Here is an 18187-nt window from a genome sequence, read left to right on the forward strand (position 1 = left end):
GCAGCCTCGCCCGGTCGCCGTGCAGCACCGCGCCCGTCGTCACCATCTCGGTATAGAGCAGCGCCCGGCGGCTCAGCGTCCGGTGCAGGACCCGGCAATGCCGGTCCGTCCAGTCCATCATAGGTGCAATAGAGAATCGATGAGGTTGAAAAATCATCGTTTTTCCGTTAGATTACCGATAGTAGACGCCGACTGTTTTACTCTGACTTACGACCCGGTTCGATCCAAAACGACCTGTTTCGACTACCTCCCGCACACGCAGCGCACACGAAAATGGCGACGATCACCAAGCTCAAGTCGGGCAACTGGCGCGTCCAGGTGCGACGCAAGGGACGCTATGTAAGCGAGACCTTCGTTCGACGCGAGGAGGCGCGACGATGGGCCCTCGACGCCGAGAACCAGATCGACCGGGGCGAGACGCCAATGAACTCGCGTCTCGGCCGCCTCAAGACTTTCGGCGAGCTGGTCGACCTCCACATCGAAGACATGTGTGAGGTGGGCAAGGCGCCGGGTCGGTCGAAGCAGGCCACGCTCAACATGCTCAAGCGCGAGCTGGGGAAGCTCGGCATGACGGAGATCGACCGGGACTGCATCGTCACGTTCGGCCGCAAGCGCGCCAAGCAGGGCGCGGGTCCGGTGACCGTCTCCATGGACATCGGCGCGATCAAGCTCGTCATGGCCCACGCCGCGGCCGTGCATGGACTGCCGACCGCCGTGGAGCCGATCAACCTCGGGCGTATCGCCCTCAAGCGCCTCGGCCTGATCGGAAAGAGCAACGAACGCGACCGCCGGCCCACCGAGGAGGAGCTCGCCAAGCTGATCCGCTACTTCGAGACCAAGAACCGCCAGATCATTCCCTTGGGCCGGATCATCAAGTTCGCCATCGCCACCGCCATGCGCCAGGAGGAGATCTTCCGGGTGACCTGGGACGACTACACCGAGCGGACCAAGATGCTCCTGATCCGCGACCGGAAGGACCCGCGCAGCAAGAAGGGCAACGACCAGCGGATCCCGCTCCTGTCCGTGTCCGGCTACGATCCGGTGGCGCTCATCCAGGAGCAGCGCTCGATGCGAAGCAACGAGGACGCGCGCATCTTCCCCTACCATCACAAGTCGGCGGGCACCGCCTTCACCCGCGCCTGCAAGGAGCTGGCGATCGACGACCTCCACTTCCACGACCTCCGCCACGAAGGCACCAGCCGCCTGTTCGAAGCCGGCTTTGCGATCCAGCAGGTGGCGCTCGTCACGGGGCACAAGGACTGGAAGATGCTGCGGCGCTACACGCATCTGCGGCCGGAAGCGCTCCACGAGTTTGCGGCCCGCCGAAGTGCGTAGGGCCCAGGGCATCGTGACAGCGTCCGAGCCCCGCCTGTTGCCCATATGGCAACTCGACCCTAACTTTGGGGTTGAGTTAGGACCGACAATGCCTGCGAAAGCGCACAACGAACCGCGGGGCTGGACCACGGCCGAGGCGGCCTTCATCCTCGGGGCGCCGCTGGACGCCTTCAAGAAGACGGTGGACCGCTCGCCGGTGAAACCCGCGGTCGTGCGCCGTGGCGGACTGCGCGTGCGCTACTTCGCGTTCCCCGACCTGGTCTACCTGCACGCGTTGGACGAGCTCGGGCGCTGGTTCACCCGGGAGAGCCGTCAGGACTTCTATTGGGCGGTAAAGCGGGCAGCCCTGGACAAGATCGACGCGGTCGCCTTCGGCCCCCTGACCGTCAACGTTCGCCCGCACATCATCTTCGTGCAGGCGAAGACGAAGGAACTCGACCGGCTCTCGGCGGAGATCGATACCAGGGGCGACGAGGCCCTGATCAAGGGCACCACCATCGAGGCGCACCGCATCGCCGCACTCCTGGACGGCGGCATGTCCGTCGAAGAGGTCCTCGCCGACTACCCCACGCTGAAGGAGCGGCAGGTCCTCGCGGCGAAGGCGTTTGCGGAGGCGAACCCCAAGCCCGGCCGACCCTACCCCGGTCGGACCGCGAAAGCCGCGCTTCGCAACGCCGATCTCGGCCGCCTCGGCGAATTCCTGGACGACTAGTGGCGCCCCGCTACCTGCTCGACACCAACGTGGTCCGCGAGCTGCTGGGCGGGAAGGGCCATCCGAACGTGGTCGCGTGGCTCGACACCGTGGATGATCATGAGGTGGCGATCAGCGTCCTGTCGGTGCAGGAGATGGGCAAGGGCGTGGCACTCGCCCAGAAGCGTGGAAAGGACCCCGACGGCGCTCTGAAGCGGGCGGTGGAGGACCTCATCGCAGCCTTCGAGGGCCGCATCCTCTCGCTGGACGCGGACGCCGCCTTGCAGTGGGGTCTTCACGTCGGCAAGCAGGACAAGCACGTCATGGACAAGGGCATCGCCGCCATCGCGGCCGCGAACGCCTGCATTCTGGTCACCCGCAACGTCGATGACATGCAGGGCCTGGGCGTCGACGTGCTCGACCCGTTCAAGTCGCCGCCTGTCCTGCACAAAGCGGGCTGATCGGGACTACTGCGGGACGGTGCGGTCGCCGCCGGCGGCGCGACGGTTCAACAGACGCGCGGTGTGGATCGCATCCGCTTCCGAGAGGTCGTGCTGAGGAGTCATTGCGATCACGACCGTCTCGCCGGTCCAGATGTCCACGACCTTGTACCGTTCCGTCTGCGGCCGGACCACGAAGCGGCGGGCTCGCTTCCGCCCGGCGGCGAGCGCATCCCAGACCTGGCGGTTCGCGGGGTCACGACGCCACTCGAAGAAGGCTTCGAGGTCCTCCGTGCTGACGCTCGTGCGGCTGAGCTTCGCCACCCAGTCGGTGGCCGCCTTCCGCCTCGCGATATCGTCGTCGCCGCTCATCGGTCGATCATCGCGTGGGGCGCGACAGCTGCCAAGGCGAAGCGGCAGGCCATCCACATCAACGATGCGCGAAGCTGCGACGCTCGCTTCGAAGCGGGCCGTGCCGGCTCGGGGGAACCCGAGGCGTGGTGACGCGCCGCTCGCCTTCGTCGATCCAGGCCTGCAGGTCGGCGATCGTGTAGACGACGCGTCCGCCCAGCTTGCGGAACGAGGGGCCTTTGCCGGTGCAGCGATGCTTCTCCAGGGTTCGCCCGGAGAGGCCGAGCCAGCGGGCGGCCTCGTCCGTCCGGAGCAGGCGGGGCGGCAGCACGGAATTCACGTCGCTCATGGGGAACGCTCCAACCAGCGGTCCCCCCCATCTAACGGGCCGTCCGATTGGCAAGCGAGGGCGTAAGCCTACCCCGCCGCATCCGGGGACGGCGAAGATGTGTCGGGGCCTCGACCTTCGCTTTGACACAGGCCCTCCGAGCATGAACAACTTGTGACAAGTTCCGGTTGTCGCGTGTACGGCCCCACATGGATGTCTTGCGAGATCAGGATGCGGCGGCCCGCCGCGCGACCCTCTCCCGTATCCTGAAGCTGTTCCGCAAGCGCGCCGGGCTGCGCTCGGTGGAAGCGGCCAGGCTCATGAAAAAGGGCCATCGCACCTACCAGCGCTGGGAGTCCGGCTATTACGGCGTCGAGCTCGAGGAGATCCATCGCTTCGCCGAGATCGTGAACGCCGACCCCTGGGGCATCATCTTCGCCGTGGAGTTCGGGTCGGTGGATTTCGCCGTCGACACCGCCAACAACAACGCCGCCTCACTCCTGCTCGTCGCGCTCCGGCGGTTCCACCGGCGGTCCGGCCAGGCGATCCGACAGCTCGATCCGCGATCGCTGTCCCTGTCCTACACCCGCGGCTTCGACCTGCTGGCCAAGCGCGCCGAGGAATACGCGGCCGACCTCGAACAGTGGATGTTCGACGAGGGGCTCGGAGCCAACGCTGACCCGGACGATCCGGACGACCGTCGACGTTAGCTCGCGCGGGCGACAGGCCGCGGCGCCGGATCTTGGATAAGGCCCAGCGCGCGGGCGCGGATCACCGCCTGGATGCGGGTCCTGACGCCCAGCTTGCGGCAGGCGCGGAAGACGTGGCGCTCGACCATCCGGTGGGAGATCCCAAGGATCGTGCCGATGTCGCGGGAGCTCTTTCCCTGCTGCACCCAGAAGAGACACTCGATTTGCCGGGGCGACAAAGTCACCGGGGCGAACTCATCTCCGCCAACGGACGCGGCGGAGCGTTCTTCGTCCAACGCTCGCATGACGCCAGTCCTTCGAACAACTGACCGCCCAACACGGTCAGGCTTACGAACACAGGCAATTACCGCGTTGCGCGGCGAGTTCCCGCGTTGCTCCGGCGGGGCAATCAAAGTCGCCTGACGCGCCGCGACAGGCGCCCCGCGCGCCAGAATCTGGCGCGAACGGCCGGCAGGGCGGGAGGAGGTTACGCCCTCGCGCCGACGCCCCGCTGCGGCGAGCCTTGGGGCGAAAGGACGGCCCGCCATGCTGGACCCCCAAGCCGTGATGGCGCTGTCGGCGCAATGCGCGCCGGGCGTCGCGCCCTCCACCCTCCTCGCCCTGGCGCGCGCCGAGAGCGGCCTGAACCCCCTCGCGATCGGCGTGAACGGCCCGCGGAGCGCGAGGCCGCGGCCCTCGAACCGCGCCGGAGCCGTGGCGGCTGCGAAGGTGCTCGTCGCGGCCGGTCGCGACATCGACCTCGGGCTCCTCCAGATCAACGTCCGCAACCTGCCGCGGCTGCGCCTCTCGCTCGAGGACGCCTTCGACCCTTGCCGGAACCTCGCGGCCGCCGCCCAGGTCCTCCGGGAAGGCTACGCCCGCGGACTCGAACGGCACGGCGCCGGCCAGCCGGCGCTGCGCGTCGCCCTCAGCTTCTACAACACCGGTCACGCCCAGCGAGGGTTCGCCGACGGCTACGTGGCCCGGGTGCTGGCCCATGCGGATCACGCGCCGCAGCGCCCAGCGCTCGCAGACCGTGAAGCGCCTGGAAGCCCGGGGCCGGCAAGCCTTTCCGCTCCGGCCTGGGATGTCTTCGGCCGCGCGGCCGGCCTGCGCACCGGCTTCGTCACCTCACCTTCAGGAGCCACGCCGTGACCCGCTCCCGCCGAATGCGGCCTCTCCTCCTTATGGCCGCCGCCGCCGCACTCGTCGCCACGCCGGCCTTCGCCCAGGACGTCGGCGGCGACCTCGGAGGCTTCATCCAAAACATCATCGACCTCCTGAACAGCGGGGTGGTCCGGGGCCTGGCCGTGCTGGCGGTGATCATCACCGGCATCGTCTGGATGTTCGGTCAGATCGACCTCCGCCGGGCCGGCACCGTCGTCGTCGGCATCATCGTGATCTTCGGGGCCTCGACGATCGTCGACCTCATCACCGGCGGCGGGGGCGGCTGATGCAACCTGAGCGCCTGCAGGAGGACGTGCTCTTCCTGGCCTGCACCCGCCCCGCCCTTGTCCTCGGGGTCCCCATGGAGGCCATGGGGATCAACCTGATCATCTCGACGGTGGCGTTCCTCGGCGGCGGGTCGCTGCTCTACCTGCTGATCGCGCCGGTGCTGCACATGGTCTTCCAGGCCGTCTGCAAGGCCGATCCGAACGCCTTCCGGGTCCTCTACCTCTTCATCGAGACCAAGGGCCGCGCCCGCAACGGCGGCCTGTGGGGCGGCAGCTCCGCCAGCCCCCTGCCGGTGCGCCGCTCCCGCCGAGAGCTGCGCCATGTCTGAGCTGGCCCTGCACGCAGCGCCCGACCGGGCGCGCGGCCGCGAACTGCAGGCCGCGCGCACCCTGCCCTACGCCCGCCACGTCAACGAGCGGGTCGTCGCCCTGGACACGGGCGCCCTGATGCTGTGCTTCCGGCTGGACGGCGCGAGCTTCGAGACCGCCGACGTCCGCGACCTGAACGACCGGCACGCCAAGCTGAACGGCGCGTGGCGCAACATCGCCTCCGACCGCCTGGCGGTCTGGCACCACCTGGTCCGGCGCGAGGCCCGTCCGCGGGCGGGCGGGACGTTCCGGTCCGACTTTGCGCGCGAGCTGGACGCGGCCTACCGCGCCCGGCTCGGGCGCGAGCGGCTGTTCCTCAACGAGCTCTATCTGACGCTCGTCCTGCATCCGGGACGGGACGCGGCGGACCGGACTCAGGCCTGGGTGAACCGGCTGATCCGCGCGAGCCGCGTGGACCTGGAAACCGACGACGCCGTGCGGTTCCTGGAGGATGCCGGCCAGGCGCTGGCGCAGCATCTCGCCCGCTACCGCGCCGAACCACTTGGCCTCTACGAGCGCGAGGGCCTTCTCTTCTCGGCGCCCATGGAGATGCTCCGGCGGGTCCTGACCGGAGAGCCGGCGCGCGTCCCGCTCGTGCGAGGCCACCTCGGCGAGGCGCTCTACACCGCGCGCGTGATCTTCGGCCGCGAAGCGCTGGAGGTGCGCGACGCCGCGAGCGCCCGCTACGCGGCCCTGCTCGGGATCAAGGAATATCCGGCCTCGACGCGGCCGGGGCTGTGGGACGGGCTGCTGTCTGCGCCCTTCCCCCTGGTCGCCTCGCAGTCGTTCAGCTTCCTGTCCAAGTCCGCCGCCCAGGCGGTCATGACGCGCAAGCAGAACCAGATGCTCTCGGCGCGCGACCGGGCCGCCTCGCAGATCGAGGAGCTCGACCTTGGCCTGGACGAGCTGATGTCGAACCGCTTCGTCATGGGCGAGCACCAGGCGTCCGTGCTCGTCTACGGCGACACGCCCCGGGCGCTCGCCGACCACATGTCCCGGGCGCGGGCGCTCCTCGCCGACTCCGGCCTCGTGACCGCCCGCGAGGACCTCGGCCTCGAGGCGGCCTTCTGGGCGCAGTTTCCCGGCAACTTCCGCCTGCGGATGCGGCCGGCGGCGATCACCAGCCGCAACTTCGCGAGCTTCGCGCCCTTCCATACCCACCCCGCCGGCCGCGCCGAAGGCAACCACTGGGGCGCTTCGGTCACCACGCTGCGCACCTCGGCCGGGTCGCCGTACGCCTTCAACTTCCACGTCGGCGACCTCGGCCACACCTTCATCTGCGGCCCGTCCGGGTCGGGGAAGACCGTCATCCAGAATTTCCTGCTGGCGCAGCTGGAGAAGCTCGGCGCCCAGCAGGTGTTCGTCGACAAGGACCGCGGCGCCGAGATCTTCATACGCGCCTGCGGCGGCACCTACCTTGCGCTCAAGCCCGGCGAATCCACCGGCTTCGCGCCCCTCAAGGCGCTCTCCGACACCGCCGCCGACCGGGCGTTCCTCAGCGCGCTCGTCCGGCAGATGGTGCGCCACGGCGAGCGCACCCTGACGCCCCAGGAGGAGGCCGTCATCGATGCGGCGGTGGCGGCGCTCCTGCCGCTTCCGCCCGCGAACCGCTCCATGGCCGCGCTCCGCGCCCTGCTGGGCCAGCGCGACGCCGGCGGCGTCGGCGCGCGGCTGGACCGCTGGCGGGCCGGCCAGGCGCTGGGCTGGGCGCTCGACGGCGAGACCGACGTCCTTCCCCTGGACGCCCGCCTCGTCGGCTTCGACATGACCCACGTCCTCGACGCGCCGGACGTGCGCACCCCGCTCATGATGTACCTCTTCCACCGCCTGCAGCGGCTGGTGGACGGCCGCCGCCTGGTCATCGACGTCGACGAGTTCTGGAAGGCGCTCGGCGACGAGGCCTTCCGCGGCCTCGCGCAGGACGGCCTCAAGACCTTCCGCAAGCAGAACGCCTTCCTGGTGCTCGGCACCCAGTCGCCCGCCGACGTCCTGCGCTCGCCGATCGCCCACACCATCGTCGAGCAGTGCGCGACCAAGATCTTCCTGCCGAACCCGCACGCGACCGAGCGCGACTACGTGGACGGCTTCGGCCTGTCGGAGCGGGAGCTCGCGCTCGTGCGGGAGGAGCTGTCGCCGACCGGCCGCCGCTTCCTCGTGAAGCAGGGCCTCGACTCCGTCGTCGCCGAGCTCGACCTGACGGGGCTCGACGACGCGCTCGCCGTGCTCTCCGGCCGCGCCGAGACCGTCGAGCTCCTCGACCGCATCCGCGCCCAGCACGGCGACGATCCCGCCCGCTGGATGGTGCCCTTCCAGACCGCCCGGAGGCAGCTCCCATGAAACCCCTCATCCCGCTCGCCGTCATCGGCGCCCTCGCGTTCGGCTCGCCGGCCTCGGCGCAGCTCGTCGTCCACGACCCGACCAGCTATGCGAGCCTGCTGCGGCAGGCCACCACCGCGCTCGACCAGCTGAAGGAACTGCAGGCGCAGGTGGCCGAGGCCAAGCGCCTCTACGACGGCTTCAATACCGCCTCGGGCGCAGGGGCGCTCGCCAGCCTGCTGAAGGCGCCGGAGCTCCGCGCCTTCGTGCCCGACATCGACAAGTACGTCGCCGCCGCCAAGGGCGATCTGGCGGCGCTCGGCGAGCTCGGCGCCCAGGCGAACGCGATCCGAGCGGACGCACGGCTGTACACCGCGCCGACGGACGACGTTCTCGGCCAGGACCTGGAGCGCCAGGGTGACCGTACGGCCCGCGACCTCGCCCTGGGCCGGGCGGTCGCCGACGCAGGCGCCCAGCGGCTGGACGGCCTGAACGAGCTGCTCGCCGCGCTCGACTCCGCGCCGAACGCCCGTGCGGTCATGGACCTCCAGGCCCGTTTGGCGGCCGAGCAGGCGCTCATCGTCAACGATCACATGCGGCTGCAGGGGCTCGCCATGGCGCAGGACGCCGAGGCCCGCCTGCAGGCTCAGCGGGACCGCGAGCGAGCCGCTGCGCAGGCTGACGCTCGGCTGCAACTGTTCCGACGAGCCTTCCAATGAGACGATTCCTGATCGCGGCGCTCCTTCTGACCGGCTGCCAGGCGGAGCCGCGAGCCGCCTCCTACTTCGAAGCTCATCCGGAACAGGCTCAACGCATCGTCGCGGCCTGCCGCACGGGTGATCACCGCGGACAGGAGTGCGCAAACGCTGAAGCCGGGCTCGCAGCGGCGCGGGCCAACAAGCGGCTGGAACTGTTCAAGAAGAGCTTCGAGTGATGGATGGCGACTTCCGCATCTTCACGCCGGCCTACGCCTTCATCGACGGCAAGCTGGATCAGTTCCTGGGCGAAGGCGCCAGCCGCATGCTGGCGGAGGTGGCCGGCCCTCTGCGGCTTGCCATGATCCTCTATGTGCTGCTGTACGGCTTCGCGATCCTGCGAGGCGCGATCGCCGAGCCCATGATGGATTTCGCGATCCGCTCGGTGAAGCTGGCGCTCATCGTCATGCTCGTGACCACGGCGGCGTACGGGAGCTGGGTCACCCAGCCCCTCTTCCACGCTCTGCCTGACGCCCTCGCGCGCGGGATCGCAGGCACGACCGACGGCGACGCGGGCGCCGCGTTCGACCAGTTCTTCGGCCGAGCGGCGTACCTGGGCCAGAAGACCGCCAAAGAGACTTCGCCGGTGAACTGGCTCCCGCTCCTCGTGAGCGGAGCCGTCTTCGTCATCGGCGCGCTGGCGGCGGCGCTGGGGTTCGGCATCGTGGTGCTGAGCAAGGTTGCGCTCGCGCTCCTCGTCGCCCTTGGGCCCGCCTTCATCGCCTGCGCTCTCTTCGAAGCCACTCGCCGATACTTCTTCGGCTGGCTCGGGCAGGCCGTGAACTACCTCGTCCTCTACGCCCTCATCCTCGCCATCTTCCAGCTTGTGCTGTCGCTGGTCGGCGACCAGTGGGGACGGATCGACGGCCAGGATCCTGTCGTCGGCAGCCTCATCTTCATCGCGCTCTGCCTCCTGGGCGCGATCTTCTTCCTCCAGACCCCGGCGATCGCGGCCGGCATAGCCGGCGGCGCGAGTGTCGGCCTGGCCGACTTCGGAAACGCGGTGAGCATGGGGCTGGGCGGCGGCCGGCCCTTCCGCGCGCCGTCCGGTGCGGGCGGACGTCCGCAGGTCCCGCGCGCGGGCGGCAGCATCCGCCCTGTCGGAGCCCGCGCATGATGCGCCTCCTCCCCACGCTGCTTGCGCTCACCCTGAGCGCCTGCGCCGCCCTGAAGTCCTCCGACGCGCCCGGATGCTCCGGGCCCCGCCGTCCCGCCAACCCCCATGGGTCCGTCCTGGCGTCTGACCCGGGGCCCGCAACAGCGGCGCGGCCCGCGAACGACGTCGGGCCATGCCGTGGAGCCGCGCCATGAACGGCGTCCCGCCCCCCAACCTGAAGGCCTACGTCGCCGAGGCGCGCAGCTGGGACCACGACCGGCTCGCCGCCGCCTACCGATCGCGCCGCCTCGCCTGGACCGTCGCGGCGATGGCCGCGATCCTGGCGGGCGCGGCTGTCGCGGCCGTGGCCGTATTGACGCCGCTGAAGACGGTGGAGCCGTACGTCGTGCGGGTGGACCGCACCACCGGCGCCGTGGAGGTCCTGCGCGGTCTCTCCCGCTCCGGCCCGGTGAGCTACGACGAGGCGGTGACCAAGTCCTTCCTCGCCACCTATGTGCGGGCGCGGGAGAGCTGGCTTCCGCAGGCGGCGGAAGCGAACTTCCGGCAGGTCTCGATCATGTCGACGCCGGAGGAGCAGCAGCGCTGGGCGCTCGTCTTCCGCCCGACCAACCCGGCGAGCCCGCAGGTCGCCTACGGCCTGGCCGCGGACGTGCAGGTCGCAATCCGTGCGATCAGCTTCGTGGCACCGGGCGTCGCCAACGTCCGCTTCCACCGCACCATCCGCCGCGGCGCCGAGGTGGAGGAGTCCGATTGGATCGCCACCGTCGCCTTCGCCTACACCAAGGCCCCGATGGGCGAGAGCGACCGCCTGCGCAATCCCTTGGGCTTCCAGGTGTCGTCCTACCGCGCCGACCCGGAGGTGGTCCGATGACCCGCCGGATCGCCGTGGCGCTCGCAGTCGCGACCGGTCTCGTCGCGCTGCCGGCCGTGGCGGCCGAGACGCCCCGGCCGGGCGCAGCCGATCCGCGGATCAAGACCATCGACTACGATCCGCAGCAGGTGGTGCGGCTCGTGGGCCTGTTCCGCACGGCCACGCAAATCCGGTTCGCGCCTGAGGAGACGATCCTCCACGTGGCGCTCGGCGACACGTCCGGCTGGGAGGTGGCGCCGGAGACCAACATCCTCTTCGCCAAGCCGACCGCGGCGCGGGCGCCGACCAATCTGATCGTGACGACCCGTACGTCGGGCGGCGAGACGCGGCACTACACCTTCGAGCTGACGACCCGGGCCGCCGCGGGCGCCAGCCGGGCGGACGCCTTCTATGTCGTCCAGTTCCGCTACCCGGACGCCGAGAAGCGGCAGCTGCAGGCAGCGCTATCGGCCGAAGCCCGCGCCCTGGAGCAGCGCGTCCTGCAGCTCAGGCTCGAGCGGGGCGTCCTCGAAGGCCCACGCAACCTCGCCTACGCGTTGCAAGGCTCCGGAGCCATCGCCCCCTCCGAGGTGACGGACAACGGGCGCTTCACAGTGCTGCGGTTTCCGGGCGGGCAGCCTGTGCCAGCGATCTATGCCGTCTCGCCCGACGGCTCCGAGGCGCTCGTCCCGTTCGACGTCCGCGGCGAGTTCCTCGTCGTCCACCAGACCGCGCAGCAACTGCGGCTCCGGAAGGGCCGCGAGGTCGTCTGCATCTTCAACCTCGCCTACCAGCCCGCCGGCCGGCCCACCTTCACCGCCACGTCGACCTCCGACGTGGACCGCGCGGTGCGGGAGGAGCCCCGTCAATGACCGACGCGACCACCCATGCCGCCGACGCGGGCGAGCCCCCGCTGGACCGCACGATCTCGCCGATCGCAGGCCGGCTAGCCTCGAGAGGCCGCGGCAAGGCCTTCGCCTTCGCGGGCCTCCTCGCCGGCTGCGCGGCGGTGGCGCTCGCGACCTGGAGCGCCGAGCAGCCGAAGCCTGAGAAGCCGCGGGAGATCCCCGCGCGCCAGGTGGTCGCCTTCGAACCGGCGAAATCCCCGCCGCCGACGATGGCCCGGCCCGGCCCGGACGCCCCACGGCTCGACGGCGCCACAGGCGAGTACGTGCCCGCCATCGAGCCCGGCGGCGCCGGACCTTCGGCCGCGGCCAACCCGCCGACGCCCTCCCCTCGCGAGGTCGCCCGCCGGTCGCCGCTGATGGCCTATTCGCGGGCCGGAGCGCCGGTCGCCCCCGAGTCCGCCGCGCCGCTTTTCCCGGCGCTGCTCCCCGACCGGGGACAGGGGACGGAGCTCGACGCGCTCCGGCGCGGCTCGGCGATCGGCAAGGCCACCGCCGCTCCGATCGGCGACCGCAACTTCCTGATCCTGGCCGGGACCACCATTCCCTGCGTGCTGCAGACGGCGATCGACACCACGACGGCGGGCTACGTGACCTGCCTCATCGACCGCGACATCTACTCCGACAATGGCGCCGTCGTGCTCCTCGAGAAGGGATCGCGGGTGCTCGGCGAATACCGGACCGGCCTGCGGCAGGGCCAGGCGCGGGTGTTCGTGCTCTGGACGCGGGCCGTGAGCCCCGCGGGCGTGGCGATCGCGCTGGCCTCGCCGGCGAGCGACGCGCTCGGGCGCGCGGGCTTCGGCGGGCGCATCGACACGCACTTCTGGGACCGCTTCAGCGCCGCCATCCTGCTCTCGGTGATCGACGGCGCGGCCGCCGCCCTTGCGGACGGCGACGGCGCCGTCGGGACGATCCGGCTGCCCTCCGACGCCGCCGGTCTCGCCGTCCAGCAGGGCGCCAACATCCCGCCCACATTGCGCAAGGCCCAGGGCGGCGAGGTGGCGATCCAGGTCGCCCAGGATCTCGACTTCTCGTCGGTCTACTCCCTGCGGTCGCGGCCATGACCTACGACGCGGCCATCCTCACCCACTACCTGGCGCCGATCCGGTCCGCCCTCGACACCCCGGACGTCACCGAGGTGGTGGTGAACCGGCCCGGCGAGTTCGGGGTCGAGGAGCGCGACGGCTGGCGATGGGTCCTCGCCCCGCAGCTCACCGCCGAAGCCCTGACCCGCATCGCCGTCGCGGCGGCCGCAGCCACCTGCCAGGATGTGGGGCCGGAGCGGCCGGTCTGCTCGACCGTGCTGCCGACCGGCGAGCGCTGCCAGGTCGTGCTGCCGCCGGCGGCCGAGCAGGTTTCGCTCACGCTCCGCAAGCCGTCGGCGACGGCCTTCGCCCTGGAAGACCTCGCCGCCGCTGGCTTCTTTGACGAAGCCGCCCCCCTGGCCTCGCTTCGTCGCCCGGACCCGGCGCTGGCGACGCTGCGCGAGGGCCGCGACTGGCTAGGCTTCTTCCGGGCCGCCGTCGAAACACGCCGCAACATCCTGGTCTCCGGAGCCACCGGATCCGGCAAGACCACGTTCGCCAAGGCCCTGGTCCGCCTCATCCCGGAGCACGAGCGGCTCATCACCATCGAGGACGCGCGCGAGCTGGTGGTCCCCCATCGCAACGCCGTGCACCTCCTCTACGCGAAGGACGGGCAGGGCCTGGCGCGCGTCGGGCCGCGCGAACTCCTCGAAAGCGCCCTGCGCATGCGCCCGGACCGCATCCTGCTGCAGGAGCTCCGCGACGCCTCGGCCTTCTTCTATCTGCGAAACGTCAACACCGGCCATCCGGGCTCGATCACCACGGTGCACGCCAATTCCGCGGCCCTGGCCTTCGAGCAGCTCACCCTGCTGGTTAAGGAGAGCGAGGCCGGCCGCGACCTGCATCGCGACGACATCCGCCAGCTCCTCACCAGCCTGGTGGACATCGTGGTCCACGTGGAGCGGCGCGGCGGCCGGTTCCGCCTCGCCGAGGTCTGGCATGAACCGCTTCGCCGCCACGCCCTGGCTGCTTAGGGCCGCCCTCGGCGCGGGCGCGGCGGCCGCGATCCTCGCGGTCCTGACGGCGCTCGCGGCGGCCATCGCGCTGGCGGGGCTCCGCCGCCTCTCCGCCGACATCGACCCGTCCGCCGTGCCGGCCTGGTTCTGGTACTACCGCCACGATCCGGAGGTGCAGCGGTGGCTGAAGGTCGGCGCGCTCAGCGCCGCCGGGACCGGCCTCGCCGCCGCCGTCGGCGTCGCCAGCCAGATCCGTCGCCCTCTCCACGGCGCCGCGCGCTGGGCCTCCGAGGCCGAAGTCCGCCGCGCCGGCCTTCGCGCCCGCAACGGGATCGTCCTTGGCCGCAAGGGCGGTCGGCTCCTGACCTTCGGCGGGCAGGAGCACGTGATGCTCTATGCGCCGACCCGCACCGGCAAGGGCGTCGGCGTGGTGATCCCCAACCTGCTCACCTGGCCGGACTCGGTCGTGGTCCTCGACGTGAAGCGGGAGAACTGGGAGGCGACGGCGGGCTTCCGCGCTGCCCACGGCCAGGCCGTCCATCTTTTCGACCCCCTCGACCCGGAGGGACGGACCTCCCGCTACAATCCGCTCGGGCACATCGATCGCACGGATCCCGTGGCCATCCTGGACGAGCTGCAGCGGATCGCCGCCATGCTCTTCCCGCACCCGCCCAACGCCGACCCGTTCTGGGCAGAGTCCGCGCGGACCGGCTTCGTGGGCGTCGGCGCCTACCTCGCCGAGACGCCGGAGCGCCCCCTCACCTTCGGCGGCATCTACGCCGAGTTGAGCGCGGGCGATCCGCGGGCGCGGTTCCCGGCCCTCATCGCGCGCCGCCGGGAAGACGGTCGTCCCCTATCCGGCGGATGTGTCCAGGCCCTCACCGACTTCACCTCCTCGTCCGAGAACACCTTCGCCTCCGTCCGCCAGAGCCTCACCGCCAAGCTCAACCTCTGGCTCAATCCGCGGGTCTGCGCCGCGACCGCGGCGAGCGACTTCGACCTCTCTGTGCTGCGCAGCCGTCGCACGTCGATCTATCTCGCCGCGTCGCCGGACAACCTGATCCGGCTCGCACCGCTCTACGCCCTGCTCTTCCAGCAGTTGGTGGACCTGTCGTGCCGCGAGCGGCCCGATCCGCGCCGCCATCCGCTCCAGTTGCTGGTGCTGCTCGACGAGTTCGCCCGGCTCGGCCACGCCGAGGTGCTCGCCAAGGCCTTCGCCTATGTCGCCGGCTACGGCCTGCGCCTGCTTCCCGTCCTGCAGAGCCCTGCCCAGCTTCGCGCGGAGTACGGCGCAGACGTCACCGAGGAGATCCTCGCCAACTGCGCGGTGGAGATCGCCTTCGCGCCGAAGGAGCTGCGCCTGGCGCGCGAGCTCTCCGAGCGGCTCGGCGACACCACCGTCAGAAGTCCCTCCCGCAGCCGCCCGACCGGCCTCTCCCGCGGCCAGCGCAGCGTGAGCGAATCCGAACAGCGCCGTGCGCTGCTGCTGCCCCAGGAGCTCAGCCAAATGCCGCCCGAGGATCTCATCGTGCTGAAAGCCGGCCTGCCGCCCATCCGGGGCCGCAAGCTCCGCTACTACGCCGAGCCCGCGTTCCGGCGTCGGGTAGGCCCGCCGCCTCCGGTCGCCGCCATCCCGATGTCTCCCGCCGATGCTCCTTCAGACCCACCGCCCCCGTCGCGCGCGGCCGATCCCCTGACGCTGGAGGCGATCGCGCCGATGCTGTCCGCCGAAGGCCTCGAGCCGCTGCCGCCCGAAGGCGCCACGCCGGCCGAGGTCGAAGCCTGGGTCGAACGGTTCATAGACGCCACCGCCCACCTCCCAGCAAAGGAGCTCCGCCATGGCTGAGGACCTCAACATCCTGGCGCCCGAAGGCGAGCGCCGGTCCAACGCGCCCGGCGACGTCCCCGAACAGGTGCGCCGGCGCTACCTCACCGAAAGCCGCGACGGCCCCGGGCTGGGCTTCTACGCCGACGCCCGCGCGCAGACGGCCGCCTTCCGCGACCAGGACCGTCGTCTCACCACCGACCGGAACGACCCGCACGTGGTCCGCGACCTCGTCGCCATCGCGCAACACCGCGGGTGGAACACGATCAGCGTCCGCGGGCATTCGGAATTCCGGCGCGAGGTCTGGCTCAGGGCCCGCGCCGCCGGTCTGGAAGTCCGCGGCTATCGCCCCACGGAGCGGGACCTGCAGCACGCCGAGCGCGCCCAGGCGTCCGGTTCGGTCAAACGTACTCCCGAACTCGACGCCCAGGCCCGGCTCAGGATCGTCGAAAGCGTCGTCCGCGCCCGCGTCGTCGAATCTGCGGAACAGGCACGGATCCTGTCCGCCGCCCGCAGCCGTTTGGCGCGCTGGCTGGACCCCGGAGTTGCCGTCGACCGCAAGACGCCGCCGGAGCGCAGCCGGGCGCGTGGCTGAGCGGGGGCGATGCTTCGCCCGGTTGGAGGCGCCGACGCCCTCGCCTAACCTGCACCCTATGCGCAGCCGCGGCCCCACATGACCGACCCTGTCCTCGGATACGATGCGGAAGGCGCGACGCTGTCAGCCCGCTACGAGCAGCTTCGGGCCGAGGAGGTCCACGCCGCGTTTCTCGACCTGCTGCCGGCGGGCGCGGATCGCCTTGCGCTCGACATCGGGGCCGGTTCGGGGCGAGACGCGGCCTGGCTGCGCAGGCTGGGCTACGAGGTTGTCGCCGTCGAGCCGGCGCGGGGCATGCGCGAGGCCGGCCAGATCCGCCACAAGGACGAAGGCATCCGCTGGCTGGACGACCGCCTGCCGGCCCTTGCCGCCACGCACCGGCTTGGCCTGGCGTTCGACGTCGTTTTGCTGAGCGGCGTGCTCATGCACGTGCATCCGGACGAGCGTCCGCGCGCCTTCCGCAAGATCGCGACGCTGCTCAAGCCCGGCGGCCTGCTCCTCTTCTCCGTGCGCAACGGCGCCGGATCCGCGGCTCGCCCAATGTGGCCTGTCTCGTCTGGCGAGATTGAGGCCTTTGCCCGCACCCAGGGCCTGTCGATCCTCAAGGTCGCCGCCGGACAGGACCTGCAGCACCGGGCCGACGTCAACTGGACGTCCTACGCCCTGCGCCTGCCGGACGACGGGGCGGGCGCCCTGCCGCTCTTGCGCGGGATCATCCTCAACGACGACAAGTCGGCGACGTACAAGCTAGGCCTTCTTCGCGCCATCGCCCGGATCGCAGACACAGCACCGGCGCTCGCGGTCGAGCGCGCGGATGCCGACATCGTGGACCTGCCCTTAGGCGCCGTAGCCCTGAACTGGCTCCGCATGTACCTGCCGCTCGCCGCGGCGGGCTTGCCGCAACTGCCCGGAAACCGGGGCGCCGAGAAGCTGGGTTTCGCGGGCGATGGGTTCCGGCGGCTGCTGGCGGACCGCGTCGCCGGCCAGGACCTGCGCATCGGCGCGCGATTCACCGGAGAGCGGGCGTTCGCCGTGGCGAAGGCGCTGGCTGACGCGCGGACGAACATCAGCCGCATGCCGGCCCACTTCACCCGGTATCCGAACTCGGACGCACCCGTCTTTCAGGCGCACCCCACCCGGGTGCCCAGCTTCGGCGCCGAGATCGCCATGGACGCGAAAACGCTCCGCAGCTTCGGCACGATCGGCGTGCCCGGACCGGTCTGGCGAACATTACAGAGGTTGGGCGCTTGGGTGGAGCCGGTGCTCGTCGCCGAATGGACCCGGCTGATCGAGGGCTTTGGGCTGCGTATGGGCCGGCCCGTGGCCGCGGGCGAAGCCGCGGCCGCGCTTCGGTGGATCGATCCGGCGCGCGACACCGCCCTTGCCCGGGACGTGGCCCGCAGGCGGATCGAAGGCGGCGAGATCGTCCGCTGCGTCTGGACCGGAAGCCGTCTGCGGCCGGACGATCTCGACATCGATCACTGCCTGCCCTGGACGGCGTGGCCGTGCGGCGACCTGTGGAACCTCTTCCCGGCCCGACCCACCGTGAATCGCAACGCCAAGCGCGACCGTCTCCCCTCCGCGGCCGCGCTCGCCGCCGCGCGGGAGGGGCTGCAGACGTGGTGGCGTCAGGCCTGGGAGGCCGATCTCGCGCTTTCCGGCCGCTTCTGGCGGGAAGCGGACGCCGCGCTGCCGATTCATGGCGCGCGCGACTTGGATGACGTTTTCGTCGGCCTGGAATGGCGAAGGCTCCGACTGCGCCAGGACCAGCAGGTTCAGGAGTGGGCAGGCGTCCGCGGCGACGCGCGTCACAACTCGCTCCCGCTCAACCTTCCGGACGGATCGCCTGCGGAGACGGGTTCAGCAGAGGTGACCTGCCCCCTTCCTGATCCCTCGGTTTGAGCGAGAGTCCGTCACTCAAGGAGACGGACGTGAAGAAGAGCAGGTTCAACGAGGCGCAGATCATCGGGGTGCTGCGAGAGCAGGAGGCCGGAAGCCCGACGGCTGGCCTGCCCCCGAGGGGTGATCCGGGTTCAATGTTAGTGGATGGCGTTTACTGACGCCACGGTTGGGGTGGGCGAGCGCGCGCCCTCCACAGCTGGCGCGCTCGCCCATGGCACGACGGC

22 protein-coding genes are annotated in these 18187 nt (G+C 70.9%); 18 read left to right on the forward strand and 4 right to left on the reverse strand.

The window, feature by feature from the left end; translation table 11 throughout:
- A partial coding sequence (locus ACK4TT_RS17760; RefSeq protein ID WP_410213592.1) for a tRNA-dihydrouridine synthase occupies positions 1–157 on the reverse strand: 157 nt, incomplete at its 3' end.
- A gap of 116 nt (positions 158–273) precedes the next feature.
- On the opposite strand from ACK4TT_RS17760, the gene ACK4TT_RS17765 reads away from it, so the two are divergent.
- The 3 genes from ACK4TT_RS17765 (at position 274) to ACK4TT_RS17775 (ending at position 2487) form a co-directional block, all read left to right on the forward strand.
- On the forward strand, positions 274–1335 hold the full coding sequence (locus ACK4TT_RS17765; protein WP_410213571.1) for a site-specific integrase: 1062 nt from the start codon (positions 274–276) through the stop codon (positions 1333–1335).
- An 88-nt stretch (positions 1336–1423) separates the two neighbouring features.
- Positions 1424–2047: a DUF433 domain-containing protein gene (locus ACK4TT_RS17770; protein WP_410213572.1), complete on the forward strand. Its 624-nt coding sequence runs from the start codon at positions 1424–1426 to the stop codon at positions 2045–2047.
- Positions 2047–2487, forward strand: coding sequence for a PIN domain-containing protein (locus ACK4TT_RS17775; protein ID WP_410213573.1), 441 nt, complete (start codon positions 2047–2049; stop codon positions 2485–2487). Before ACK4TT_RS17770 ends, ACK4TT_RS17775 begins: the two co-directional genes overlap by 1 nt.
- Positions 2488–2493: 6 nt before the next feature.
- Here ACK4TT_RS17775 and ACK4TT_RS17780 read toward each other — a convergent pair whose 3' ends face one another.
- Entirely contained in the window at positions 2494–2838 is a 345-nt protein-coding gene (locus ACK4TT_RS17780; protein WP_410213574.1) for a DUF4880 domain-containing protein, read from the reverse strand.
- A gap of 58 nt (positions 2839–2896) precedes the next feature.
- On the reverse strand, positions 2897–3166 hold the full coding sequence (locus tag ACK4TT_RS17785; RefSeq protein ID WP_410213575.1) for a helix-turn-helix transcriptional regulator: 270 nt from the start codon (positions 3164–3166) through the stop codon (positions 2897–2899).
- A 188-nt stretch (positions 3167–3354) separates the two neighbouring features.
- Between ACK4TT_RS17785 and ACK4TT_RS17790 the strand changes: the two genes are divergently transcribed.
- Positions 3355–3855: a helix-turn-helix domain-containing protein gene (locus ACK4TT_RS17790; protein ID WP_410213576.1), complete on the forward strand. Its 501-nt coding sequence runs from the start codon at positions 3355–3357 to the stop codon at positions 3853–3855.
- Here the strand turns inward: ACK4TT_RS17790 and ACK4TT_RS17795 are convergent.
- A complete protein-coding gene (locus tag ACK4TT_RS17795; RefSeq protein ID WP_410213577.1) occupies positions 3852–4382 on the reverse strand; it encodes a helix-turn-helix transcriptional regulator in 531 nt (176 codons plus the stop codon). The two genes, ACK4TT_RS17790 and ACK4TT_RS17795, sit on opposite strands and share 4 nt — an antisense overlap.
- Here ACK4TT_RS17795 and ACK4TT_RS17800 point away from each other — a divergent pair.
- The 14 genes from ACK4TT_RS17800 (at position 4381) to ACK4TT_RS17865 (ending at position 17963) form a co-directional block, all read left to right on the forward strand.
- The gene (locus tag ACK4TT_RS17800) at positions 4381–4989 is read left to right on the forward strand and encodes a lytic transglycosylase domain-containing protein (protein ID WP_410213578.1); all 609 of its coding nucleotides are present in this window, start codon (positions 4381–4383) and stop codon (positions 4987–4989) included. The two genes, ACK4TT_RS17795 and ACK4TT_RS17800, sit on opposite strands and share 2 nt — an antisense overlap.
- Positions 4986–5288 (forward strand): TrbC/VirB2 family protein, encoded by a 303-nt coding sequence (locus tag ACK4TT_RS17805; protein WP_410213579.1) that lies wholly within the window; start codon positions 4986–4988, stop codon positions 5286–5288. The genes ACK4TT_RS17800 and ACK4TT_RS17805 overlap by 4 nt, the downstream gene beginning before the upstream one ends.
- Positions 5288–5617 (forward strand): type IV secretion system protein VirB3, encoded by a 330-nt coding sequence (locus ACK4TT_RS17810; protein WP_410213580.1) that lies wholly within the window; start codon positions 5288–5290, stop codon positions 5615–5617. Before ACK4TT_RS17805 ends, ACK4TT_RS17810 begins: the two co-directional genes overlap by 1 nt.
- The gene (locus ACK4TT_RS17815; protein WP_410213581.1) at positions 5610–7994 is read left to right on the forward strand and encodes a VirB4 family type IV secretion/conjugal transfer ATPase; all 2385 of its coding nucleotides are present in this window, start codon (positions 5610–5612) and stop codon (positions 7992–7994) included. The genes ACK4TT_RS17810 and ACK4TT_RS17815 overlap by 8 nt, the downstream gene beginning before the upstream one ends.
- Positions 7991–8692 (forward strand): type IV secretion system protein, encoded by a 702-nt coding sequence (locus ACK4TT_RS17820; RefSeq protein ID WP_410213582.1) that lies wholly within the window; start codon positions 7991–7993, stop codon positions 8690–8692. Before ACK4TT_RS17815 ends, ACK4TT_RS17820 begins: the two co-directional genes overlap by 4 nt.
- On the forward strand, positions 8689–8907 hold the full coding sequence (locus tag ACK4TT_RS17825; RefSeq protein ID WP_410213583.1) for an EexN family lipoprotein: 219 nt from the start codon (positions 8689–8691) through the stop codon (positions 8905–8907). The genes ACK4TT_RS17820 and ACK4TT_RS17825 overlap by 4 nt, the downstream gene beginning before the upstream one ends.
- Positions 8907–9845, forward strand: a complete 939-nt coding sequence (locus ACK4TT_RS17830) for a type IV secretion system protein (protein ID WP_410213584.1) — start codon at positions 8907–8909, stop codon at positions 9843–9845. The genes ACK4TT_RS17825 and ACK4TT_RS17830 overlap by 1 nt, the downstream gene beginning before the upstream one ends.
- 190 nt (positions 9846–10035) lie before the next feature.
- Positions 10036–10716, forward strand: a complete 681-nt coding sequence (locus ACK4TT_RS17835; protein WP_410213585.1) for a virB8 family protein — start codon at positions 10036–10038, stop codon at positions 10714–10716.
- A complete protein-coding gene (virB9, locus tag ACK4TT_RS17840) occupies positions 10713–11567 on the forward strand; it encodes a P-type conjugative transfer protein VirB9 (protein WP_410213586.1) in 855 nt (284 codons plus the stop codon). The genes ACK4TT_RS17835 and virB9 overlap by 4 nt, the downstream gene beginning before the upstream one ends.
- Positions 11564–12664, forward strand: a complete 1101-nt coding sequence (gene virB10 / locus ACK4TT_RS17845) for a type IV secretion system protein VirB10 (protein ID WP_410213587.1) — start codon at positions 11564–11566, stop codon at positions 12662–12664. The genes virB9 and virB10 overlap by 4 nt, the downstream gene beginning before the upstream one ends.
- The gene (virB11, locus tag ACK4TT_RS17850; RefSeq protein ID WP_410213588.1) at positions 12661–13659 is read left to right on the forward strand and encodes a P-type DNA transfer ATPase VirB11; all 999 of its coding nucleotides are present in this window, start codon (positions 12661–12663) and stop codon (positions 13657–13659) included. The genes virB10 and virB11 overlap by 4 nt, the downstream gene beginning before the upstream one ends.
- On the forward strand, positions 13625–15487 hold the full coding sequence (locus ACK4TT_RS17855) for a type IV secretory system conjugative DNA transfer family protein (RefSeq protein ID WP_410213589.1): 1863 nt from the start codon (positions 13625–13627) through the stop codon (positions 15485–15487). Before virB11 ends, ACK4TT_RS17855 begins: the two co-directional genes overlap by 35 nt.
- A complete protein-coding gene (locus ACK4TT_RS17860; protein WP_410213590.1) occupies positions 15480–16061 on the forward strand; it encodes an LPD7 domain-containing protein in 582 nt (193 codons plus the stop codon). Before ACK4TT_RS17855 ends, ACK4TT_RS17860 begins: the two co-directional genes overlap by 8 nt.
- 78 nt (positions 16062–16139) lie before the next feature.
- Positions 16140–17963: a methyltransferase domain-containing protein gene (locus ACK4TT_RS17865; RefSeq protein WP_410213591.1), complete on the forward strand. Its 1824-nt coding sequence runs from the start codon at positions 16140–16142 to the stop codon at positions 17961–17963.
- The last annotated feature ends 224 nt before the right edge of the window (positions 17964–18187 follow it).

Origin of the sequence: Phenylobacterium sp. (assembly GCF_046463815.1) — a bacterium.
Lineage (GTDB): Bacteria > Pseudomonadota > Alphaproteobacteria > Caulobacterales > Caulobacteraceae > Phenylobacterium.